Consider the following 25,678-nt stretch of genomic DNA (forward strand, 5'->3'; position numbering starts at 1 on the left):
GAATAAGACTTATTGATGACGCGTAAAAATCACACCGCATATGTCTCGATTATACTTTGATATCAAATAACCTCAGTTCAGGATAAGCAAAGCGATACAACACCGTTATTTCTGCATTAAATTATCTACCAATATCCCGTTATTGCTTCAACAATTCACCTTGAACTATACAAAACTAACGACACTGACTAGTAAAAATAGAACCTTATGATTTTAAATATAATGCCGCTTTCATTAACTAGAATTGAGGTTAAATAGGTAATGATGGGGTGATAAAGCTTGCTTTGAAGTGCAACAATTGAAATGGAAAAAAAGATAAACTGGGCATTAAATATTTATGGAAAAGGTTTGTAGAAAAGGTTTGTGGTATTTATTTTAAAACCCTTACATTGATTATTTATAAGGGCTTTAAATTTATTAACTATTTATAATTTTTTTTATTAAGCTAATTAGAAAATTCAGTTTCTACTTCCCATGCTTTTTGATGATATTGGTATAAAGCATTAGTACCAAGGAAGTTAATTTTAATTTTATCTTTATCAGCGTAAAAGTCTTTATTAAATACAAAAGCCCCCTTTAATAAAGGTAATGTTAGCCATTTAGTCGGCACCTCAACTTGATTAAATTGAGTTAAACGTTGTGATGGCTTTTGACCACTTTTACTCGCGATAGTCCAACCCCATTCACCAAAAGAAGGCACATTTTGGTGATATTGCTCAGTATTAAATCCAGCTTCTTGCAGTGTTTTACCTATCGAAATAAAAGCAGATTGTGCATGAAATGGTGAGGTAGATTGTACAACAATGACACCGTCTCCACTTAATAAATGCTTCAAACGATAATAAAAATTCACACTGTACACTTTGTTCAAATCCGGGTGACTAGGATCAGGTAAATCAACAATAATAGTATCAAAGCTTTGTTTATTAGCTAACAAACGATCTATCGCAATAAAAGCATCATCATTGATAACCTTCACACCTGGTTGATTGAAGCTATCTTGTGTTAAACGTTCAATTTTGTCACTAAGATGAGGTGGTAAAAACGTCTCTGGTGTTTTAAATAATGCAATCAAGTTAGGGTCTAAATCAATTAAAGTGACATGAGAAGGGTTCCATTTTTGCACTTCTCTTAATGCCAAACCATCACCTCCACCGATAATTAAAATATTATCGTGGCGAGCTGAAGCTTGCATGGCAGGATGGACTAAAAACTCATGATAAATATATTCATCAAGACTAGAGAACTGTAAACGTCCATTAATATAAAAATTATAAATAGGTTCATAACCACCACCTAACAAACGCTCTGTAAACACCAGGTTTTGATAAGGTGTTTGAGTTTGATAAACCACTTTATCTAGATATAACATGTTTTGCATTTGCTTTTGCCAATGCCCGCCAGATACAAAAATGAGTACAATAAAGACAGCGAGTACTAAGTGACCTATGATCAACTTTACTTTATGACGTAAATATTGTTTAAAGCGAACTAAAAAGATAAAACCAGCAATTAAGTTTAGTGACGCTGTTAATGCGGCTGCTTGGCTAATTTCAATGTTTAGCATAAACAGTACCCATATCGCGGCACCTACACCAGCACCTATATAATCGGCACCATAAATTGTCCCAGCATTATGTGCTAAATGATGGCCATATATGGTTTCACGAATACGCGCAATCAGCGGGATTTCCATACCAATTAAAAAGCCTAAAATAAAAGCAAACACATAAGGTAAGTTAATACTAAACCAGGTGATACTGGCTAAAAAATCCCCTTTCAGTAAAACATCATTGGGTATTTGGTAAGTATCAGCAATGATTTGCGGTAAGGTTTGACTAAATCCGATCACAGAAGCAATGAATAAAGTCGCACTACAACCGATTAATGCCACGGTTAACTCTAAAATGACAAAACCTTGAAAGGCATCTTTGATTTTTTTAGCAGCAAATGCCCCTAAGCCCATAGAGACAATCATAATACCAATAATGGCATAGATAACAGTTTCCACACTGCCTAAAATGCGTGCTGAATAATGAGAGAGAAGGTACTCATAAATTAAACCACAACAAGCTAATGTTGCCATGATTAAAATTAATAAAGCATCATCGATCACTAGTTTCATTTTTTTACTATTAAGTGAGTTTGATTGCATTGCTTATTATTCGCTTATAAAAAAAGCCATCTAATAGATGGCTTAATAGGTTAGGATGAAATGAGATTTTTTGAATTAAGACATCAAGCCCATCAATAACAATGCAATCGAGAATGATATTGCTAATTCAATTGTTGCAATACCCACATTTTGTTGATCTTCAACTTCTTCACGGCGATTAATCCCCCATAAAACAAGAAATTTAGCAACCGCTGTGAGTACCGTTAATAAAGCCATTAAGATAATACTAATAACAACCCATTGAGCAATACCATGCCATAATGCATTTGCATCAAAAATAATAAAGTAACTAGCTGCCGTTACTGACATAGCCGTGGAAATTAAGTAACCGCTGTAACGTAACGATAATGCAATGTGTTCATTAACTAATGCAGTTTGGAAAGAAATACCGTTATTTTTTGCATATTTCCATTCAAAAAGACGAGTAATAATGACTAACATAACTTGTGAAACAATCCATGCCGCGATCAAAGCAATAAAGGTATCGACAGTTAATCCATCAACCCACATAATGGCAGCACGTACAACAATCGCAGTTGCAATAACTGAAGCAGCATCAACCAGTGCAACAGCAATGTTACGATCTAAAATTAACTCTTGTTTATTAAAATCAGGTAACGCAAATTTGTCATGGATATAACGTCCTGCTTTAATTAAAATTAAACCCGCTAGACCGTAGCTAAGCATACCAATAAATTCAATTTGGTATGATCCAGCTAATTCACCTGTAATTGCACCACTTAATGCAATACCCATTGCTGCAACGCCACCAGCCATACTGATACCATAAGCAAAGTTATCTTTTTTTGCTAATTCATCTGCAGTATCAACTTTACCAATCATACCCATCGCATAACGAATACAACCTAATAATAAGATAGCAACAGCCATATCAATTGCTAAATAACCTATCAGCGATCCACTGAGATCTAACGTTTTGATTAATTCATTCATATTACTATCCTATTTACCGCGTCTAACGCCACGTGAAGTGGTCGATGTGCTATTTCTGAAACTACTCGATGATGCTTTCTGTTTAGAGTAACTGGATTTCCCTGAAAAACTTGGTGCACGTTGTGCCTGTTTGCTCGCAGTAGACATACTGCTAGCGCCAGTTTTAGATTTAGCATAAGGGCTATTGAACCCTCCTTTATTACCAAATTTTTTCTTCGTGCGTTGTGCTAAATCATCTTGAGATTTCTTTTGTTGCGGTGAAGTATAACGATTACGACCTACATCATTGTAGTAGCTATAGTCTCGACGAGAAGACCAACGGTCATAACCAATTTGACGAGGTGAAATGGCAGAGAATAAAGTATAAGCGGCGTACCATTGCCAAAATGAACCACCACTGCTGTTTGATTGCCATTGACCGTAACCAGGATTACCCACTAACTGACTACCAGCACCATTACTTTCAGCGCCATTTGCTTGTAAGCTTTGGGTTTTGCTAATCGCATTAACACGAGCCAATTCACCATCAGACATATCGGCAATAACATTGATAGGATCCGACAAAGCATCGCTATATAAGTTTGGGTCAGAAGCTTCAACTAACGTTTCACTTTCGTAAAGTTGTGCTTCGATATCGCCTAATACATCAGGTCTCGATTTTAAAGTCGATAAACGATCAGTTAACGAACGGTACATAGGGCCATTACGAGTCGCATCTTTAGACAACTCAGTTAACAATGGACTAAGATCAGGTTTTTCTTTGGCTAATAACGTTGCATATTGCTGCAAGATAATCGCATTACGAATACGATCGGTATCTAAGTTATTACCTAAGTTTTCAATTAAATAATCGGCTGTTTTAATATTTGCTTGCAGTCGATCTGCACGATCATCGCCACAGGCAATAAGCAACAAACTAAAACAACAGATAAGAAAAATGCGCATATGTTTTATGATTCCTTACTGTTAAGCGTTCTATCAGACAATACATTAATGACTCGTTGTAAGTCATCAGCTGTATCAACACCTGCCGGCGGTAATTCACAGGCAATATCAACATGTATTTTGTAACCATGCCACAATACACGTAATTGCTCTAATTTCTCTATCATTTCTAAAGGTGATACAGATAATTGTGCGTATTGTTTTAAAAAGCTAACACGGTAGGCATAAATGCCAATATGTCGTTGTAAATGTTGCAAATCAACATTTTTTGCTTGTTGGTTTTTTGCAGTAAAATTATCGCGATCCCAAGGAGTCGTCGCACGGCTAAAATATAAAGCGAGTTTATTTTTATCTGTAACGACTTTAACCGCATTAATATTAAATGCATCTTCTTGAACAGTGATAGGGGCACTTAACGTAGCAACGCTCGCTTGTTCGTTAGCAAATAGATTATTAGCGACTTGCTTTATTACACTTGGTGGAATTAAAGGTTCATCCCCCTGTACATTAACGATTATTTCATCGTCAGCAAATTGATAGATAGTACAAACTTCAGCCAATCTATCTGTGCCTGATTCATGATCTTTAGACGTTAAACAAACATCAATGTTATTTAAGTCCTTTAAAACGTCAACAATACGTTGATCATCAGTGGCTACAATGACTTGTTTAGCGCCGCTTTGTAATGCTTGCTCTGCAACACGTTCAATCATGGTTTTACCCAAAATATCAGCCAATGGTTTTGCTGGTAATCGAGTAGATTCGTATCGTGCTGGAATAACTACAATAAATGACATAACTATCTCTCGTCTGCACTCAGTTTACGTGCTTCCACTTGTAACAATGCAGGAATACCATCTCTCACAGGGTAAGCTAAATGGTCAAATTTACAGATCAGTTCATTATCAGCTTTATTATAAGCTAATTTACCTTTGCATATTGGGCAGGCAATGATATCCAATAGTTTAATATCTAACATTTTGATTCCTTAATCTGTTTTAATTTTTCTAGAAATGGTTGAGTAAATGTATCTGGGAGTTGTCCATCAATCGGTAAATACCACCAATTAGGTTGTGCAAAGCCGGTACATTTTACGGCATCTTTTTCTGTCATTAATAACGGTATTGTTGTTTCAAATTGCTTAAAATCATCTTCTGTATAAGCATGATGATCTGCAAATGCGATCTTTTTTTGTAATATGAAGTTTTGTTTTATGAGTGTATCAAAAAAGCGCGGAGGGTAACCTATTGCAGCACACGCATTCACTGGTTGAGTCGATTCAAGTGTTAATATATCAGCTTGACCATCGACTCTTTTACATTCTGACGGCAGTAATAACATAGTAAATTCACCAACATGGTTTTCACCATTATTGATAATATAATCTACTGTTTTTAAACGACTGACCGGCTCTCTAAGAGGCCCCATTGGCATAATATGTTGATTACCATAACGTCGTTTACCATCAACCACCACAATTTCAATATCGCGTTGTAATGCATAATGCTGAAGTCCATCATCGGTAATAATGACATCAACGTCACAATGTTCAGCTAAATAAGCAGCTGCATTGGAACGAACCGGATCAACTACGACAGGAATATTTAAACGTTTATAAATTAAAACAGGTTCATCACCTGCTTCTTTTCCAATGGTATCTTGCCCGACTAACAATGGATAAGTACCTGACTTTCCGCCATAACCACGGCTAACTACACCCGGTTTATAACCTTGTTTAATTAACAACTCACATAGACTAATTACAAATGGTGTTTTACCGTTACCACCCACTGAAATGTTGCCAACAACGACAACAGGTAACGGACTTTGATAGCTTTTTAACCACCCTTTTTTATAGGTATAACAACGTACAGCACTAATACATTGCATGACTAAAGCCAATGGGAATAACAACCACGCCCACCAGCGAGTTGATTGATACCAAAATGGCATTACAACTCTCCTGATGCTTGCATCTGGCTCAAGCTATGATAAATTTTTCCTTCAGCGATTAATTCAGCATGTGTGCCATGTTCAACGACTTGCCCTTGATCAATCACTAATATCTGGTCGGCATGTTCAATAGTGGATAAACGATGCGCAATCACAATTGATGTTCTATTTTTTTGTAACTCATCTAATGCAGCTTGAATATGACGTTCAGATTCTGTATCCAGTGCCGAAGTTGCTTCGTCTAAAATCAAAATAGGTGCATCGCGCAATAAAGCACGTGCAATCGCTAAACGTTGGCGCTGGCCGCCCGATAACATTGCCCCATTTTCGCCAATAATAGTGTTTAATCCTTCAGGAAACCCTTCAATAAATTCCATTGCATGTGCGGTGGTAGCTGCATCAATAATATCTTGTTCCGTAAACTTTCCTTCACTAGCATAAGCAATATTATTAGCGATAGTATCGTTAAATAAATGTACATTTTGCGACACAATGGCCACTTGGTTACGTAATGAACTTAAACGGTACTCTTCAATATTTTTACCATCTAATCTAATTTCACCTGAATCAATATCATAAAAACGTGTGAGTAAGTTCGCGATAGTTGATTTACCGCTGCCTGAACGCCCTACTAAGGCTATTGATTGACCTTCTTTTACTTCAAAACTCACTTTATTTAACGCTGGCTTTTCAGCAGTAGGATAAGTAAAAATAATATTATCGATACTAATATTACCTTTCACACGTTCAACTTCATATTCGCCGTCATCTTTCGCTTTTGTCATATCTAACATATCAAATAAACTATGACTGGCAGAAATACCTTTTTGAATTTCGTTATTCACTTGAGTAACGTTTTTAATGGGTTTCATCAATGCCAACATTGAACTAATAATAACCACAAAAGTGCCCGACGATAACGTGTCCATAATTTGAGGAAAAGTCGCTAAATAAAGAACAAAAGCTAACGCAAAAGAAGCAATGGTTTGTATTACAGGCACACTGATAGCATTTGCACTCGCCATTTTCATATTCTGTGTACGTACGGTATTACTAACTCGACGAAATTTTTCATTCTCAACTTTTTGCCCACCAAACATGAGTACTTCTTTATGGCCTTTGAGCATTTGTTCAGACGACGTTGTCACTAACCCCATTGCATTCTGTAAGTTTTTACTGATTTTTCTAAAACGCTTACTAACAATACTAATAGCAATACCAACAATAGGAGCAATCACAAAAAAGACTAATGATAATTGCCAACTTTGATAAAACATCAATAAAACTAAACCAATAACCGTTGCACCTTCACGAAATATTTTAACTAAAGCATTACTGGCTGCATTTGAGACTTGACTTGCGTCATAGGTTATTTTAGATAACAAATCACCCGTATTAGTTTTATCGAAGAAAGAGATCGGTAACAATATCAATTGTGCAAACAACTGACGCTGTAGCTTCATTACTACGTGTGTGCCTACCCAAGCCATACAATACGAACTTAAGAATGCAGATACACCTCGAAGGGCAATGATGATCACTACAAAATACGGCATCATTTCAAGTACAGAGGGATCTTTACCAGTAAAACCATTATCAATTAATGGCTTTAATGACCAAATAAGTGTCATATCAACCAGAGCATAGCCAATCATACCGACTATGCCGCCAAATAATGCGAGTTTAAATTCTTTCACATAACTAACTAAGCGCTTTAATACCGCCCAGCCGTTGTCTTTTTTATTTTTCATGAATACACCAAATAATAGATTTAGAATGCAAGATGGCGATGATACCAATAAGCAGCGAGATCTTCTCTATAAGTTTTTACTTCAATGTGCTGATTTTCCACATTAAAGCGAATAAATCCAGTATTTGCGGTTGTTAAATGCTCAACATTGAGTAATTGATAGCGCTCAACCACCGATAAAATGGGGAAATTCCATCGATTTTTGTAACCTGCAGAAAAAACGACCCATTGTGGTTCGACTTGTTGAATAAAAGCCTGACTGGAGGATGTTTTACTACCGTGATGAGGCGCAATTAAAATATCAGCCTGTAACTCCGATTTATTTTTATATTGACTGACATCTTCATTCACCAACTTTTGCTCTACCACTTTACTAATATCTCCCGTAAGTAAAACACTTTTATGACCATCACTGATTTTTATTACGCAGGAATTATCATTGTTATTTTTACCCACCTTCGAAGGAGAAAGAACCTTCAACGTTAGTTTGCCTAGTCTAAAAGATTGCCCTGCTAAACATTGTTTGTATTTTTGGGAATCCCCTTCATTTATTATTCGTTCATTATTCATTAATACGGCTTCACCAACGTAGGTCTCTTTTATATGTAGTTTCTGCTGTATTGCGAACATTCCTCCTGCATGATCATTATCACTGTGGCTAACAAATAAATAATCTAACTCATTTATTCCACGTGCATTCAAATAAGGCAAAATAGTTGAATTAGCAACAGCATAATCAGAGGAATAGCTTGGTCCAGTGTCAAACAATAAAACTTCCCCTTCACTTTTAACTAATATCGCTAGGCCTTGTCCAACATCAAACACCTCAACCTGCCATGTATGTTTTTCATTCCATGCAAATTCCGCCATTCTAAGAATAATAAAGCCAACGTAAGTAAAGGTAACAAGAACTAATAGCATAGGCTTAATAATAAAAAATCGTTTTAATAAAAATAAAAAACACAATAATAAAATAAACAACCCAACACTTAATATTAGCGAAATAGTGAAATCTGAAATCGATAAGTAACCCACCGTGAATTGACTTGCATAGGTTAAGAAATTTTCTAATAAATAGTTACTCACATTTAATAACCACCTACCCAAAGGTTCAATAATCACCAACATCAAACTGCCTAATAAAGTAAGTGGAATAATCAACCAAGAGAAAAGCGGAATAGCAATTAAATTAATGAACAAAGAAAAAAGACTAATCGCTGAAAAATTAACAAGTTGAATGGGTAACATAAACAAGGTTAATACAAGCTGTAACAAAACTAATCCTTTAATAAATGTCATCGTACTTTGTAGAATTACTTTCCACCAAGGTACCTCTTGGTTGTTTATTTTATCCGTTCGATGCATTACCCAAATGAAGGCAAGAATGCTACTCATCGCAACAAATGAAAGCCATAAACTACTACTTAAAATAGCTAAAGGATCGAACAACAACATTAACCAAAAACACAGTACTAATAGATCTAACAAACTGACTTTTCGCTTGCTAGATAACATCAACACACCTAAAAACAACATGAGTAATGCACGCTGAGTGGGTAAGGAAAAGCCCGATATATAGCCGTAACCAATGCAAACAAAGAACCCCAGCCCATTAACTAAACGCCAGGAAAACCAGCCTAAACGTCTGCCCGGTAATAACCTTTTCAATAACCCATTGAATATTACAAAAGAGAAAACAAACAACAAACCAATGTGTAACCCAGATATCGCAAACAAATGGGCAATACCTAGTTCTTTAATTGTATTTTTATCAGTCATACTCATTAAACTTTTTTCCGCAAAAATAAGTGCAACAAGCGATCCTTGTTGTGACATAGAATCAGTCACTTGTAATACTTTTTGATATAATTTAGCGCGTAATGATATGTCGGGATTTATTACGTTAAGATGCTCTTTAATACTGGCAATATAAGCAATGTGTTGTGAATAACGCCATTTTTGTCGATCAAAACCAGAGGGGTTTGCATTTCCTTGTAATGCTTTTAATCTCACTTTAAATTGGTGTACTTGCCCTGCTTGCACTTGCAAAGAAGGTCTAAACCAACGCATCTCAATTAATGGACAGAAATCACAAGTTTGATCATTGAATGCAGTAATGCGTGCAACAAAATAACCACTATTTTTTGTATTGATTAATGATTTAATATGCACTGTTATGTTATTGTCTTTAGCAGCAAGTGCACCCGGTATAAAATTAACAGATAATTTATGATTATTATTATTTAATAAATATTTGTTTTGAGCGATACTACTCGGATTCACGAGTACTACAGACCCTCCTAAGAAAGTCATGTATACGAAGGAACTGAAATACAGTGCAGTTAATGGAATAACGGTTAAATATCGCCATCTTGGCCAGCACATGAAAACAAAAATAACCAACGCACAACTAAGCATGCCACTAGCATCTAATAACTGTGGCCAATAAAGTGTGGTAATAAAAGTAACAATAGACAACCATATTGTTATGCGCATTTTTTCCCGTTTGAGTAGATAAAGCTTAATTATATGCCAAAAAAATTTATTAAACGTTTTACCCCTAATCCAGAGAAATTAAAAGCTCACCCGCATTTAAAACATTTTGGGTCTAAATTACTAAACCCTAATCTATGGCACTTAAATAGACGAGGCGCAGCTGGTGCAGTAGCTGTGGGTTTATTTTGTGCTTGGATGCCTATGCCATTTCAAATGGTATTAGCAGCATTTTTAGCTATGTTTTTTTCTGTTAATCTTCCGATATCAGTGGCACTCGTATGGATTTCCAACCCGATTACTATGCCTCCATTATTCTATGGAGCTTACCGGTTAGGTGCTTTTGTTCTTCAAGAACCACTATTAGATTTCCATTTTAAACTTTCATACCACTGGATAGTCAATGCATTTGAAACCATTGCTCCACCCTTGTTTGTTGGTTGTTTGATCATTGGTAGCCTTTGTGCCTTTTTAGGTTATTGGGGAGCGATGTTATTTTGGCGTTATAGCTCAATTCAAAAATGGAAAAAGCGTAAATATTATAAAAAGCGCTAATAACTCTAGAGCAACATCAACAAAATAGACAAAGAATAGATAGAAAATAGATAAATAATTCGAATTTAAACAGGATTTACTTTACCCTGTTGATAGTAAAACCAATTTCATTCAATGTGTGAAAGTGTCGCTCATTGTTAATAACACTATTTGATAATATGGATATTTCATGAAAATACGTCAACAACTCATATCAGCATTAGTATTAAGTACTTTTTCAATACCGGTATTGGCCGAAAGATTAGTTAGCGCAGAACCGTATAGTAATGATTATGTCACTGTTACTGGTTTTTTGGGTTCACGTTTAGACATCGATTTTGATGATGGAACTGGTGAAAATGATCCGGGTGATGGTCTTCATTTTTCACAAGCAATTGCATTAAATTGGAATTACAAAGAAAACTCAGAAGGTGAATTACTGTTTTCTAATAGTTTACGTACCGATGGCGATCAAGATATCTATGTTCAATATTTACATGTAGGTGGACGTATTTTGTTTACTAATACAACACCATTTTCAACGAGTATTGCATTAGGACTGGGTGGCACTTATATTAATCCTGAAGGTAATAAATACGAATCTAATCTTGCTTTTTCAGCTAGTATGGCAGCAGGTATTCGTTACCAATTCACAGATCAACTCGCTTTACGTAGTGATTTAAGAGTATATGCAACTTTACTACGTGAAGGACATAGTGAATCTTTCTGTAGTGGTGATGACTGTTCTGATGGTTACTTAATAGAAGGCGAAATCTTAACAGGTATAGAATACAAATTCTAAGCTTAGAGTTAGTTCCTAATTCACTAAAAAGCTAAATAAACCTTTTGCATTATTAAATATAAGTCATTTGTTAAGACTTAAAATGTAAAAGGTTTCATACAATATACCTCACTCGTATCTCCTTCTGCTGATTTAACTTCTACAATCAATTTATTTAATACGCTTTTTATAACCTTTCTTAGCTCAACCAGTGCCACTCATTACTTTAATCTATTCAGTTTAAATTATGTCAGACTTAATCAAACTCCTCTTCTACTTTGAACTATTTTTAAGAAAAAACTATTTAATAATAATACCAATTACGTTAAGTATGTGATCTAAATTTGGCGTAGAAAAAACAATTCAATTCGAGACACAAATTGAAGTAAATGGTTGCCTCCTTTACAACATTTACAACAAATAAGTGAGTTGTTTTAGCAAGTAAAATAGATCAGCTATTTATCGGAGTTGGTATAAAGATTGTCGATCAAAAAAGCCTTTCTAACAGTATTAGAAAGGCTTAAAAAGGCAGACTCTATAAGCGAATATAGAGTCTGTTTATAAAGTCATTTATTGAGCTAAAGCTTTAGTCACTTTTTCGTATAAATCAACGGCCAAATCAGGCAGTGCTAATAAACGATTTAACTCAGCTTTGATCAATTTAATACGCACCTGATCTAAGTTTTTAAATTGAATTAACGGTGTTATTAAACGTGAAGCCACTTGTGGGTTTTGGCTATTCAATTTGATTAATTGATCAGTAAGGAAAGCATAACCACTTCCATCAACATGATGGAAACGGTAAGTATTTGTCTGAGCAAACGCCCCTACTAATGAACGCAAACGATTAGGATTATTAAAATCAAAACTACGATGATTAAATAATGCGTCAATGTTATCTAACACATTATCAGAAGGCATACTAGCTTGTAACACAAACCACTTATCCATCACTAACCCATTTTCAAACCATTTATCATCAAAAGCTTGCATCACAGCAGCACGACAAGGTAATAAACCACTGTTTGCAGCATTTAAAGCACCAAGATAATCCGTCATGTTATTACATGATGCAATCTGTGCTAATACGTACTCATCAGCAACTTTTTTATCAACACGAGCAATGAATGATAATGCACTGTTTTTTAGTTTACGTTTAGCAATATCATCGATATTTGGTTGATAAGCTTTAAGTTGGTTATGGCGTAAATAAGTATCAACAAATAATTCATGTAATTTGGTCGCAATTTCTTTTAACATAAAATCACGCGCATTATGAATAGCATCAATATCGACTTGTTCAAATAATTCACGAGCACCATTTTCACTAGTGAAAGCAAACATATCAGCCACTAAAGATGGGTCTAATGTTTCGCTGACTAATACTGACTTAAAACCATCAATGAAAATCTCTGGTAATGATAATGCCCCGCCACTTTGCAATGCTTTTACATTCTTAACTAAATATTTGTTAAATAGCGTTTGCCCTGCATCCCAACGAGAAAACTCATCGCTAGCAAAACTCATAATATCTAACAGTTGCTCATCAGTGTACGCATATTGGTATTTTACAGGAGCAGAGAAACCACGGAATAAACAAGGTACTGGTTTACTTAAGATATGCTTGAACACAAAGGTTTGTTCTTTTTGCGTTAAACTTAGGACGCGATTCTTTTTGCCTTCTAATAACTCAAGTGAATTACCATTACTGTCTAACAGTTCGATATCAATAGGGATATGCAACGGTAATTTTTTCTTTTGGTCAGCCGTTGGTAAGGTTTTTTGTTTAAAGGTAATTTGATAAGTTTGATTAACACTGTCGTAATGGTCGGTTACAAATACCTGCGGAGTGCCCGACTGAGAATACCAACGTTTAAATAACGTTAAATCGATTTCACTTGCATCTTGCATCGCAGCGACAAAGTCGTCACACGTCACAGCTTGTCCATCATGGCGCTGTACATAAAGTTGCATGCCTTTCTGAAACTTCTCTTCACCTAGTAAAGTATGCAACATTCGAATAACTTCAGATCCTTTTTCATACACGGTTAAGGTATAGAAGTTGTTCATTTCCATCACACTTTCAGGACGAATAGGATGTGACATTGGACCCGCATCTTCAGCAAACTGGTGATCACGCATGGTCATCACATTAGCGATACGGTTAACGCTACGACTCCCTAAATCTGAGCTAAACTCTTGATCACGGAATACCGTTAACCCTTCTTTCAAGCTTAACTGGAACCAATCACGACAAGTAATACGGTTACCGGTCCAGTTATGGAAGTATTCATGTCCAATAACCGCTTCCACACCTAAGTAATCTTGGTCTGTTGCACTTTGTTGATTCGCTAATACAAATTTAGAGTTAAAGACATTTAAGCCTTTATTTTCCATTGCGCCCATATTGAAGAAATCAACAGCCACAATCATATAAATATCTAAATCATATTCTAAATTAAAACGTTCTTCGTCCCACTGCATTGATTTTTTAAGAGAAAGCATCGCATGCTGTGTTTTATCTAAGTTACCTTTATCAACAAAAATCGCTAACTTAACATCACGCCCGCTTTTAGTAATAAAATTGTCTTCTACTAAATCAAAGTCACCAGCGACTAACGCAAATAAATAAGCAGGTTTAGGGAAAGGATCAACCCAGCTTACAAAATGTCGACCCGCGTCTAGATCGCCTTGATCCACTTGGTTACCATTAGATAATAAATAAGGGTAAAGCGTTTTATCTGCAATCACTTTAGTACTGAATTTAGCCAGTACATCAGGACGATCAAGATAGTAAGTGATGCGACGAAAACCTTCCGCTTCACATTGTGTACAGAATGCATCACCAGACTTATATAAACCTTCAAATGCATGGTTTTTAGCAGGATCAATTTCAGTATTAATTTCTAATTTGAATGAAGTAGGCAAATGGTTAATAACTATTCCGTCTTTCACTAATTCAAAGTCAGTGTAATCAACATCATCAACTAAAATAGACACTAAATTTAATGCTTCACCAAACAAGAATAATGGAGTGACTTCTTTGCTAACTCGCTGTACTTGAGAAATAGCTTGTACTTTTGTTTGATGGTCAAACAAGTCAAACTCAAGATCAATGGTTGAAATCGTATAATCTGATGGGCGGTAATCGCTAAGGTGTTTTTCTTGTGGATTTCTTTCAATAACTTCTTCTACGAGAGAGTCTGAATTGCTCATTATTTTTGCACTCTTAAATCAGGAAAATTAATACTGTTAATATACAAGAAGGCTCAATAATTACTAAGCCTTATTTGCATAAAACCTCGACACTTATTGATATTAACAATAATTTTTTAATGTCATGAGTTTTACAACATGATCATTATTATCGTTGTGGTTACGGTGATGGTGTAGAACATATTTATTATTACAATGATGACCATAACTATCGTTATTGTTCTTTGAATATCAGACTGATGGCATTTTTTTTAGTTCCATGTGCATATTGATAATTCCCTCTTCAATATCTCGTTCAATACTAAAACCTAGTTTCTTGGCTAACATCGCCATGCCCGTATTACTAAGCATAGTCATGCCAGCAAGGTATTGAGTGCCTTTATTTTTCTGATAGCTTATTAGCTTTTTCAACAAAATAGATCCTAACCCAAGCCCTTGTAACTCTGCACTCACTATCATGCCAAATTCAGCTTCTATATTATCCGGATCGGTCGATGCACGAATAATAGCTAATATTTCTTGTTCTTCATTTTGTTGATCAATTCGTATCGCAATAAAGGCCATTTCTCGCTCGTAATCTATTTGCGTTAACATCGCCATCTCTTCGTGTGTCATTGACCCACGCTGGGAAAAATAACGTTTATATCGATCTTCTTTGCTTAAGCCATTATCAAAAACATGATGCCTTGCTTCATCTTCTGCAATAATCGGACGTAGTAATATCCTAATACCGTTTTTTAATGTGACTTTTTCTTCTAATTGCTTTGGGTATGGACTAATAGCAAAACGGCAAGGTAAATTTAAATCACTTGGAATCAATGTCACTTGGCTATCAACAATCGTGACATCTTTACCGGAAACTAACACTGGATTTAAATCTAAATCATTAATTTGTGGGTTATCTAATAACATTTGTGACAGTTGCGTCAGCATCAAACACACGGCTTGCATATCAAAGTCTTTGGCATGTTGTTTAACCTTGATTTTTTTATCTTTAATACCTTGAATTACAAGGTATCTTGCTAATGCCATATTAAGAGGCGGCAAAGCGACGACAGCATTTTCTAACGTAGTTTGTAAGTCTCTTCCATCACTGTCTTGAGAAATCGCAATAACAGGGCCAAAAATAGCATCTTGCTTAATCATCACTCGTAATTCTAAGGCCAATCCTGAAGCGACCATTTTCTGCAACGTAAAGCCTGTTAATTCAGCATCAGGTAATGCAGCTTTAACTCGATCGGTGATTGACTTTAATGCTGAGTCCAGTTCACGAGCATTATTGATGTTCAACATCACACCGTGCACTTGAGATTTAAATTGAATATTGGGCGAGTTGATTTTAACGGCTAATGGATAGCCAATGATCTTAGCTTTTTCAATCGCTTCGCTAATATCTAAAGCAATATGGGTATCAATCGTATTGAGGTGGTAAGCATCTAATAAAGGTTTAGTGCAGTAAGTACTTAACTTAACTGATTTATCTAACTCAAAATCACCGCGTTCTATGAGATTTTGTTGAATATACTCGGCAGCGGCTTGCGCATCATAAACAAGATGGTCAGGTAAACTAGTTGGCGTTTCCATTAATAATTTTTTATTACGGCGATATTGAACCAAATGCATAAAAGCCGTGATCGCGCCATTGGGGGTTCTAAACGTTGGAATTTTAGCATTGGCAAAGATGTGTCTTGCTGGTCTAGCCGCTGCTTCACCGGTCCAATTGGTTAAGATATTAATTTGTTTACGTTTAGGGTGCTTATTAATAGCATCGACAATCGCTTGCGCCGTTTCTTCACTGTCTGATAACGCAGAAGGTGAATGCATTATTAAGACAGCATCCACTTTATCGCTGTCCATCAAGTGTGTTAAAGCAGTCGCGTAGCGTTTCGGATCAGCATCTCCAATCATATCAATAGGATTATTATGCGACCAGTTACTGGGTAAACAAGCGTTAAGTTTATCCATTAAAGGTTCATCTAATTCAGCTAATCGTCCTCCTTCTTCTACTAAATTATCAACGGCTAAAATACCTAAACCGCCACCATTACTGATGATTACGAGGCGTTCTCCGTGTAAATAATTTGAATAAGCTAAGGTTTCTACTGCAGCAAACAGTTTATGAAAATCATGTACTCTCAACATACCGGCACGTTTGAATGCAGCATCATAAACACTATCATGACCATAGGCGCCACGCGTATGTAAGGCAGCCGCTTTTGCTCCTAATACAGAACTACCTGATTTAATCACCAATACAGTTTTATGCTGTGAAATGGCACGTGCCGCAGATAAAAATTCACGAGCATTATCAATATTATCGATATATAACAAAATGGACTGTGTTTTAGAGTCACGCGCTAAATAATCTAACAACTCTGCAAAAGAGATATCTTGTGCATCACCTAATGAAACAAAAGCAGAAAAACCAATGCCTTTACTCGTTGCCCAATCCAATACCGTCGTACACACTGCAGCAGATTGAGAAATAAAAGCGATATTGCCAGGTAACGCATTGCAATGAGCCAAACTTGCATTAACTAAATTATGAGGATTGATAATACCTAAACTGCTCATCCCTAATAGACGAATTTTATTGGCAGCTGCAATGTCATAAATACTTTTTGAGATTACCGGATCACTTTCAGTGGTAACAATAATCGCAGCAGCACAACCTTTTTCAGCAAGCGCAATAAGTATCTCTGGAATACGGAACTCGTTAGTACAAATAACCGCTAAATCAGGCACAATTGGTAAATCATTAACCTGTTTATAAGCAAGTACACCATGTACAGAAGTGTACTTAGGTGTGACCGGCATTATAGGGCCATTAAACCCAGCAGCTAGTAAGTTATTCATGACTAAATAACCGGCACGTTTTATATTCACCGAAGCGCCAATAACGGCGATCGATTGAGGATTAAAAAAGTGTTTAAGTAGCTGCAAACTCATAACAAATTCACCTAATATTATCAAAAATAAAGAGTATCAAGTCTACTCTTTAAAATGAATTCTGCTTTGTTTTTTAAAGAAAATAAGAGGCCTATCATTTAATATTATTTACGAATTCAATTGCACCCTGTTAACGCGCGACATACACTCCATAATTTTTCCTTTAGTGGAGTTAGCAGTGCCTTTTTTTATTGAATCTAAAAAAATCATCAAGCTCAGTGTTCCTTTATTTATTGCCCAGTTTGCACAAACTGCAATGGGTTTTGTTGATACTGTCATGGCAGGTGGAGTGAGTTCTACTGATATGGCTGCAGTTGCAATCGCATCAAGTATTTGGTTACCCTGTATTCTTTTTGGCGTGGGTGTTTTAATGGCTGTTGTGCCACTAACTGCACAAGCACATGGCGCCAATGAACTAGAACAAATTCCTAAAACAGGCCAGCAAGGTCTGTATCTTGCCTTATTGCTGTCTATACCGATTGGTGTGATCTTATTTAATGCCGGCATGTTAATGAAATTGATGGATATAGAAGAGTTACTTGCATTGATCACAGTAAAATACCTATATGCCATGATCTTTGCCATTCCAGCGTTCTTATTGTTTCAAGCGTTACGTAACTATATTGAAGGTCTATCACTGACTAAACCAGCAATGGTGATTGGCTTTTTAGGGCTACTAGTTAACATTCCATTAAACTGGATGTTTGTATATGGTGAATGGGGAGCACCAGCAATGGGTGGTGCGGGTTGTGGCGTTGCAACTGCCATTGTTTATTGGTTAATGAGCATGGCATTAGCCGGATATGTTTATTACACAAAGAAACTAAGACATTACCCACTGTTTATCAATTTTACTAAACCTGACATGAAGCATATATTATCCATCAGTAAATTGGGGTTACCTGTTGCTGTTGCAATGTTTTTTGAGGTCACTATTTTTGCAGCTATTGCAATATTAGTCGCTCCATTAGGGGCGAATGTTGTTGCATCACATCAAATTGCAATTAACTTCTCTTCAATGATTTTTATGTTACCAATGAGTATCGCTAATGCCGTCAGTATTAGAGTAGGTTTCAACTTAGGCAATAAAAGCGATAATGGTGCAAAACAAGCCAGTTATGCGGGTTTTGCTATTGGTTTAGGCGCATCCATTATCACCGCCCTTTCCACGGTAATCTTTAAAGAGCAGATTGCCTTGTTATATTCCGATCACAAAGAAGTCATTGACCTCGCAATAACCTTAATTCTTTTATCTGCTATTTATCAATGTGTTGATGCAATACAAGTCGTTGCAGCTGGGGCTTTACGTGGTTATAAAGAAATGAATGCTATTTTTACCCGTACTTTCATCTCTTATTGGATTGTAGGTTTACCACTAGGTTATGTATTAGGAATGACTGATTTATTAACTGAACCTTTAGGCGCAGTAGGTTTTTGGATAGGCATTACGGTCGGATTAACCGTTGCTGCAATCTTATTAGGTCAACGACTTTATGTGATACAAAAAATACGTTTTGCATAATGAGTATTAGCTAAAGTATTCTTTGCCTACTACTTTACATTTAGTATTTAGTATTTTATTTGGCACTCAGAATAAAACCAATAAAGGCGTTGATTAGAGGCTCTCTATTCAACGCCTTTTTACTTTTTGTCTATTATATTTTTGTCTATTATATTTTTGTATTTTGTCGTCACTGACATTTTATATAGTGATTACCATTTACCAGTAATAGTTAAAGAAATACCTTTACAAAAAAATAAGCATAGAAGTAAAAAACTCGCGAGAATAATACCAATAAAATACAGCATTGATGTCATATTGATGATATTTTTCAAACTAGAAAACCAGCTTAATTGTAATATTTGATTAAGCATCATTAATGATAAACACAGCACAATAAATATAATAAACCCAACCCAAGCCCCTTTTAAATCTTCTTTAGAAGGAGATAAATGCAAACTAATAGCGGCACATAAATAGGCCCATATAGCGACTTTAACTGGCGACAGAATATAGGCATTTTCGATAAAATGAATGATCTGATTATTCAGTGTAGTAAGCTGTGATAACTGTACCGTTGCTAAGTCATTAAAAGCAGAAAATTGTAATAAATGAAACAAATTAACCGCATCATCTATCAACAGCCAAGTTACTAAATAGAGACCTAATAAACCACCAAATAAAGGCGCAATACCAATAAAGAAGTTACCCATTACCTGCCATAAATTACGGTTATTATAAGAATGAGTCACATAGCCTAAGGTGCCACGTTTATCAGGATTGAATAACACAACCCGTTGGATTTTATGGCCAAACACAAAGCAGAATAATGCATGAGACAGTTCATGAATAGGCGTGCCTATCCATGCACTTATGTAGATAGCCTTACCACCCAACATCTTAGCAGATAATAAAAAGACTAATCGCTGTAAAACAAACAATGTCAAAATCAATATTAAAAACAATGCAATGTGATTACTCAATACCGTTAGCTGTTCGATTAGCCAACTCCCCCATTTTTCAGATGAATTTGGCGCTTGAGATAAAGCTACTTTAAGCTCTTCAATTAAATTATTAAAATCCATATTGACCTATATTTATTTTTAATATGTTAACTTACATCTTATTCACTTAGCTTAGACATTAATTGCTTTTATTCTTGCGACTAAAAAGTCGATAGCAGCTTTTAGTTTAGGTACTTGATAATGTTGTTTTTGGTACAATAAAAACAACCCGAGATTAGGATTTTGAGTAACCGTTAATCTAGGCTTAATATCTAACTCAACTAACTGCCCTGTTGCTAAGTAAGCACTTAATGCCCAACGAGGCATCATTAAAATCCCCTTACCTGCAATGGCTTTTTGCAATAACCAATCACCATTATTGGACATTAAATAAGGTTCAGCAGAGACATCGCGCCACTGCCCTTTTATTTCACATAACCAAGGTGTAGGTCCGATCGGGGTATTAAAGTATAAACCTTTATGTTCCTTTAAATGTAATGCATCCGTTGGGTAACCAAACTCTTTTAAATAACAGGTTGCGGCCACAGGAATGAAATTATTATCCATTAATTTAATCGCGACCACTCGTTCATCAGGCGCATACCCACCTCTAATAGCGAGATCGACTTCATCTCTACCGAGTGTTGTTAGCTCATCACTTAATGTCACATTTAGGGTAATTTGAGGATATAAAGTAGAAAACTCATCTAATAAAGGTAATAAAATTTGCTCACCAAAACCTACCGTTGAACTAATTTTTAATATACCCATTGGTGTTGTTTGATATGAACGAACTGATTCGTCAGTTACTTCTAATGTTTTAATAATTTCACTAACTTGTTGGTAATAACTTTTTCCGATCTCAGTTAAAGTCAGTACACGTGTTGTTCTTTTTAATAATGTAGCCCCTAAGCTCTTCTCTAAATCTGCAACGCGTCTAGACAATGATGAAGGGGGCACAGAAAATACAGCGGCAGCTTTAGTAAAACTACCTGTTTCAACAACTTGAACAAAGTATTTAAGCGCACGTAACTGATCCATATTAATCCTTGGTGAGTAATCTTATTACTGATTTATTATTGTCTTTATAACAATAAAGATTAGCGAATTAGGCAATATATCTTACCTTATAAAATCGGCATAATGGTTTTATCGATTTCAACCAACATTCATTTAATCAGTGTTGGGTTAAACAAGAGGAACAAGCAATGACAACATTTACTGCAATAAATCTAGTTAAACACCACACAGGTGGCCATGTCGACAATTCGATGTTTAACATTGTTGAAAAAGAAATTCCAAATATAGAACCAGGACAAATACTGGTCAAACAAAATTATATGTCTTTAGATCCAGCGATGTTCGGTTGGATGACGCCAGATACCAATAGTTACATCCCGCCAGTTGAGTTAGGTGATGTTATGCGTAGTTCTGGTATTGGTGAAGTGACTGTCAGTAATCATCCAGATTTTGCTGTTGGCGATAGAGTCATGGGGATGATGGGATGGCAACAATATTATGTAGGCGATGGCAAAGGGCTCAATAAAGTAACCGCCCCATTAGATGATGAAAGTATTTTATCCGTATTCGCATTACCTGGTTTAACTGCTACCCAAGGGTTATTTAATGTTGGTAAACCACAAAAAGGTGAAACCTTAATTGTCACTGGCGCAGCAGGTTCGGTTGGTTCTATTGTGGGGCAATTAGCAAAAGCAGAAGGTTTACGTGTTATTGGTGTGGTTGGTAGCCAAGAGAAAGCAGATTGGATCGTTAACGAACTTGGTTTTGATGCGGCAATCAATTATAAAAGTGACGATCTTGATGAACAATTAGCTATTGCAGCGCCCGACGGTATCGACGTTTTCTTTGAAAATACTGGCGGTCCAATTCAAAGCTTAATCATAGATCGTATGAATGCTCATGGTAGAGCCGTAGTCTGTGGTTTGATTTCAGATTATCACAGCGATGTGCCTGCTCCAGGTCCAAGCTGGTTAAACGTTATCAAACGTCGAATCACTATCCAAGGTTTTACAATGCCAGACCACTTCCATAAAGTACCAGAGCTATTAGAAAAACTAACACCTTACGTGATGGCAGGCCAAATTAAACACCGCTCGCATATACTTGAAGGTTTAGAATCAGCGATTGATGGCTTGAATTTATTCTCTACAGGCGCAAATAAAGGTAAATTGATTGTTAAACTATTTGATGATGAAAAATAATACCGAATAGTAATTACCTATTACCAGTTACTATATTTAAGGCTATACAGACGCTTGTATAGCCTTTTTTTTGTACCCTGACTATGTGAGAATATGAGGTTGAATCGAAGGTTGAATGTAAAGATTAACTTAAACTTCATTTCGCTATATATGTCTCCCTCAAGTTCCTTTATTGAATAAAGTTAAATTAAAACCTTGAAAATTTCACTGACAAGATTAGACTATTTAATAACTAACCGACTGTTTAGATAACATTAGACAACACTATTTAGGTGTAAGCCATGGCCCGTAAAAAAAATTATGAAGATAATGATGTAATTGAAAAAGCGACCGAGCTTTTCTGGCGTAATGGCTACGAGAATACATCGATGAGTCTTTTAGAATCGACAATGGGCATTAATAAATTCTCTATCTACTCTAGCTTCGGCAGTAAACAAGGTGTCTTTTTACAAAGTTTAAGATGCTACCGAAATAAGCTGTCACCTGTTGTAATAAAACTCAAGCATAGCAACAATGGTCGCGCAGCAATCAAACAGTATTTTTATGATTGTCTCGCAACGTATACAGATGCAATATGCAGTAAAGGTTGCTTAATGAGCAATACTCGAACTGAGCTTAGCGGTCATGTCAATGGCGAAACAAACGCAGAAATATTGAATGAGATAGATTCTTTTGTTCAATATCAAAAACAACTTTTCATTGATAAATTAATTTTCGATGGGGAAGATACAATTTCAGCCACCAAAAAAGCGAATTACCTGATCATTGCTAAACAAGCTATATCTGGCGCTTCTAAAGTGCATTCATTACATGAAATTAACGACTTTATCGATATTACTTTCAGTTCGATCTAATCGATTAATAAAATAGCGTCTAAAGCCACACCTTATTTCTAACCATTCGTTTAGAAATAAGAAGATTTAGACTTTATTTGAAAGGCTCTTAAAACCTAGAGCTATTATCACTTATAAATTTTAACCATTTTACTTATATAGCGAATAAATCGATGACGGATAAATTAGTAACTAACACGGTAATATTTTTGTTTGGATCGCTATTGTTTTTAGCAAATGGTGACAACTATGCAGCAGCGCCATTAATCGTTAATATAGCAGAAGATTTAGACTTTTCAGTTAATGCAGCGGCATCCTCTGTTACCGCCTATATGCTAGCATTTGGTGTATTTACTATCTTATTCGGCCCTCTATCTGACCGCTATGGCAAAGTATTCATTATCCATATATCGACCATGGGAACTGCAATCTTTAGTATCTTAGGTGCACTCGCCTATGACTTGCCTTCACTTATCTTTTTCAGGGCCGTCAATGGTGCTTTTGCCGCAGGTTTATTACCAGTGGTACTCGCTTATTTAGGCCAAGCCACTAGCGATAGTGAACGACCGCAAGTTCTGACTAAAATAATGTCCTATGGTTTCTTAGGAACCTCTACAGCAACACTCATAGGGGGTACTATTGCTCACCTTGGTTCTTGGAAGTTAGTTTATTTATCCTATGGCGTAATGGAATTAATTTTAGCCATAGTGATGATAAAGATGATTAAAAGGGATGAACCCGTTAGTGATAAAATTAATATCCTTTCCACCTATAAAAAAGTGTTAAGTCACAAAGGTGTGCTTTCATTACTGCCTTTATTTCTATTAATGGGTTTTACCGTGTTTGGTATTTTCACTTACACTGGGAAATTAATAACAGAACGATTTGGCTATGACATTTTTATTGTCGGCGCAATGCTATCGCCTTTTGGCCTTGGCATTATTGTTGCTGGCAAAGCGATGCCAAAACTCAGAAATAGATTACAACAATACTATATGCCTTTTAATGGAACCTTAATTGCACTAGCGTTACTAGGATTATCTGCAACCAACAATCCTGTTCTGTTTTGCTTCTATCTATTCATGTTTGGTGCTGGTTTTATTTTATTTCAGCCTGTCTTTATAGCCAAAATACAAGAGCAAATACCACATATGAAAGGCTCAATTATGTCAACGGCTTCATTTGGCTTATTCACAGGGGGAGCAATAGGCACCACATTAAATGGCTTTATTATCAGTTCTTGGGGTATGACAACCATGTTATATACATCAGCGGTGATCATTTTCATCACAGGGTTTATTGCTAAAACAGTGATGTATAAACTTGAGATGCCTGTTATAGCAAAAGCATGTTGTTAACAAAAAATATATTGCTTACTAAAAAGAATAAATAACAAAGCCCAATTATTTTTTAAAATGCACGACAAAGGAAATACCATGAAACGTAATACAGTATTATTTGATATTAACGAAACAGTACTTAACTTAAACAAACTTAAGCCAAAATTTGAACAAGCTTTTGCAGATGAATCAGTATTAGGGCTTTGGTTTTCAACGTTATTACACTCATCAACCGTTTGTGCTGTAACAGGTCTTAAAACTGAATTTGCGACATTAGCAGGTGATATACTTAACAATGTAGCTGCACGTAAAGGTGTCAATTTATCAGATCAAGCACGCGATGATATTTTAGCCACTTTTGCTAGCCTCAATGCACATGATGATATCAAACCAGCGTTAACTAAATTACGTGATAACGGTTACGAAACGATTGCCTTTTCAAACTCATCGTTAGCACTTATCAAAAAACAAATAGAAAATGCGGGTTTAAGCAGTTATTTTTCGAAAGTGGTTTCAGTAGAAGAAACAGGCAGCTTTAAGCCAGATCCTAAAGTATATCAATTTGTTGCAGATCTTTTAGAACAACCAATCAGTTCACTTCGTTTAGTCGCTACCCATGACTGGGATACACATGGTGCAATGTCTTCAGGCATGTTAGCCGCTTACATTGATAGAGCAGGCACGCCTTATAATCCTCAATATTTAAAGCCAAGTATTATCGAAAAGAATATGAATGATATCGTTAGCCAAATAATCAATGACGATAAATAAAGCCTGATCCAACAGTAAATAATCAAGAACTACTTACTGATAACAATTTACCGCATATTATTAAGTTGTTGTATTTAACCGTATGCGGTGAATATTAATCCTACTGTACTCGATAAAACATTCTCCAATTAAGATTTCCCTTTTATTTTTGTTAGCTGATCATTCTAATCAAGTGCATTTGGACTAATTCAATATTTTAATACGTGTTCATCTATGTCATTACCAAAACGTCTGCATTAAATTAACCTTTAGCAGA

19 protein-coding genes are annotated in these 25,678 nt (G+C 35.8%); 7 read left to right on the forward strand and 12 right to left on the reverse strand.

What is annotated here, in order from left to right:
• Positions 1-445 precede the first annotated feature (445 nt).
• The 8 genes from V6255_RS01855 to V6255_RS01890 form a co-directional block, all read right to left on the reverse strand.
• Positions 446-2,155, reverse strand: coding sequence for a polyamine aminopropyltransferase (locus V6255_RS01855; protein ID WP_341626616.1), 1,710 nt, complete (start codon positions 2,153-2,155; stop codon positions 446-448).
• 75 nt (positions 2,156-2,230) lie between these two features.
• Complete coding sequence (locus V6255_RS01860) at positions 2,231-3,130, reverse strand: DUF350 domain-containing protein (RefSeq protein WP_341626617.1); 900 nt, start codon at positions 3,128-3,130, stop codon at positions 2,231-2,233.
• A 9-nt stretch (positions 3,131-3,139) separates the two neighbouring features.
• Complete coding sequence (locus V6255_RS01865) at positions 3,140-4,075, reverse strand: hypothetical protein (RefSeq protein WP_341626618.1); 936 nt, start codon at positions 4,073-4,075, stop codon at positions 3,140-3,142.
• Between the two features lie 5 nt (positions 4,076-4,080).
• Entirely contained in the window at positions 4,081-4,872 is a 792-nt protein-coding gene (gene kdsB / locus V6255_RS01870; RefSeq protein ID WP_341626619.1) for a 3-deoxy-manno-octulosonate cytidylyltransferase, read from the reverse strand.
• A 2-nt stretch (positions 4,873-4,874) separates the two neighbouring features.
• A complete protein-coding gene (locus V6255_RS01875) occupies positions 4,875-5,054 on the reverse strand; it encodes a Trm112 family protein (RefSeq protein WP_160062031.1) in 180 nt (59 codons plus the stop codon).
• Positions 5,048-6,028, reverse strand: a complete 981-nt coding sequence (gene lpxK, locus V6255_RS01880; protein ID WP_341626620.1) for a tetraacyldisaccharide 4'-kinase — start codon at positions 6,026-6,028, stop codon at positions 5,048-5,050. The genes V6255_RS01875 and lpxK overlap by 7 nt, the downstream gene beginning before the upstream one ends.
• Complete coding sequence (gene msbA / locus V6255_RS01885; RefSeq protein WP_341626621.1) at positions 6,028-7,779, reverse strand: lipid A ABC transporter ATP-binding protein/permease MsbA; 1,752 nt, start codon at positions 7,777-7,779, stop codon at positions 6,028-6,030. Before msbA ends, lpxK begins: the two co-directional genes overlap by 1 nt.
• Before the next feature lie 20 nt (positions 7,780-7,799).
• Positions 7,800-10,274: a DNA internalization-related competence protein ComEC/Rec2 gene (locus V6255_RS01890; RefSeq protein ID WP_341626622.1), complete on the reverse strand. Its 2,475-nt coding sequence runs from the start codon at positions 10,272-10,274 to the stop codon at positions 7,800-7,802.
• A gap of 33 nt (positions 10,275-10,307) precedes the next feature.
• Here V6255_RS01890 and V6255_RS01895 point away from each other — a divergent pair, with 33 nt between their 5' ends.
• Positions 10,308-10,826: a DUF2062 domain-containing protein gene (locus V6255_RS01895; RefSeq protein WP_341626623.1), complete on the forward strand. Its 519-nt coding sequence runs from the start codon at positions 10,308-10,310 to the stop codon at positions 10,824-10,826.
• Positions 10,827-10,995: 169 nt separating this feature from the next.
• The gene (locus V6255_RS01900; protein WP_341626624.1) at positions 10,996-11,607 is read left to right on the forward strand and encodes a hypothetical protein; all 612 of its coding nucleotides are present in this window, start codon (positions 10,996-10,998) and stop codon (positions 11,605-11,607) included.
• Between the two features lie 549 nt (positions 11,608-12,156).
• Here V6255_RS01900 and pepN read toward each other — a convergent pair.
• Together pepN and V6255_RS01910 are read right to left on the reverse strand one after the other, a co-directional pair.
• Positions 12,157-14,802, reverse strand: a complete 2,646-nt coding sequence (gene pepN / locus V6255_RS01905) for an aminopeptidase N (RefSeq protein ID WP_341626625.1) — start codon at positions 14,800-14,802, stop codon at positions 12,157-12,159.
• A 231-nt stretch (positions 14,803-15,033) separates the two neighbouring features.
• Positions 15,034-17,751, reverse strand: coding sequence for a bifunctional acetate--CoA ligase family protein/GNAT family N-acetyltransferase (locus V6255_RS01910; protein WP_341626626.1), 2,718 nt, complete (start codon positions 17,749-17,751; stop codon positions 15,034-15,036).
• A gap of 178 nt (positions 17,752-17,929) precedes the next feature.
• Between V6255_RS01910 and V6255_RS01915 the strand changes: the two genes are divergently transcribed.
• Positions 17,930-19,273, forward strand: a complete 1,344-nt coding sequence (locus V6255_RS01915; RefSeq protein WP_341626627.1) for an MATE family efflux transporter — start codon at positions 17,930-17,932, stop codon at positions 19,271-19,273.
• 191 nt (positions 19,274-19,464) lie between these two features.
• On the opposite strand, the gene V6255_RS01920 is transcribed toward V6255_RS01915, so the two are convergent.
• Complete coding sequence (locus V6255_RS01920) at positions 19,465-20,337, reverse strand: hypothetical protein (protein ID WP_341626628.1); 873 nt, start codon at positions 20,335-20,337, stop codon at positions 19,465-19,467.
• Positions 20,338-20,388: 51 nt separating this feature from the next.
• A complete protein-coding gene (locus V6255_RS01925) occupies positions 20,389-21,297 on the reverse strand; it encodes a LysR family transcriptional regulator (protein WP_341626629.1) in 909 nt (302 codons plus the stop codon).
• A gap of 167 nt (positions 21,298-21,464) precedes the next feature.
• On the opposite strand from V6255_RS01925, the gene V6255_RS01930 reads away from it, so the two are divergent.
• From V6255_RS01930 to V6255_RS01945, 4 genes are all read left to right on the forward strand, one after another.
• Positions 21,465-22,478 carry an NADP-dependent oxidoreductase gene (locus V6255_RS01930; protein ID WP_341626630.1) on the forward strand — a complete coding sequence of 338 codons (1,014 nt, stop codon included), beginning with the start codon at positions 21,465-21,467 and terminating at the stop codon, positions 22,476-22,478.
• Positions 22,479-22,759: 281 nt separating this feature from the next.
• The gene (locus V6255_RS01935; RefSeq protein WP_341626631.1) at positions 22,760-23,332 is read left to right on the forward strand and encodes a TetR/AcrR family transcriptional regulator; all 573 of its coding nucleotides are present in this window, start codon (positions 22,760-22,762) and stop codon (positions 23,330-23,332) included.
• A 152-nt stretch (positions 23,333-23,484) separates the two neighbouring features.
• The gene (locus V6255_RS01940) at positions 23,485-24,669 is read left to right on the forward strand and encodes an MFS transporter (protein ID WP_341626632.1); all 1,185 of its coding nucleotides are present in this window, start codon (positions 23,485-23,487) and stop codon (positions 24,667-24,669) included.
• Positions 24,670-24,747: 78 nt separating this feature from the next.
• Positions 24,748-25,422, forward strand: a complete 675-nt coding sequence (locus V6255_RS01945) for a haloacid dehalogenase type II (protein WP_341626633.1) — start codon at positions 24,748-24,750, stop codon at positions 25,420-25,422.
• The last annotated feature ends 256 nt before the right edge of the window (positions 25,423-25,678 follow it).

Origin of the sequence: Psychromonas arctica (genome assembly GCF_038155225.1) — a bacterium.
GTDB lineage: Bacteria > Pseudomonadota > Gammaproteobacteria > Enterobacterales > Psychromonadaceae > Psychromonas > Psychromonas arctica_B.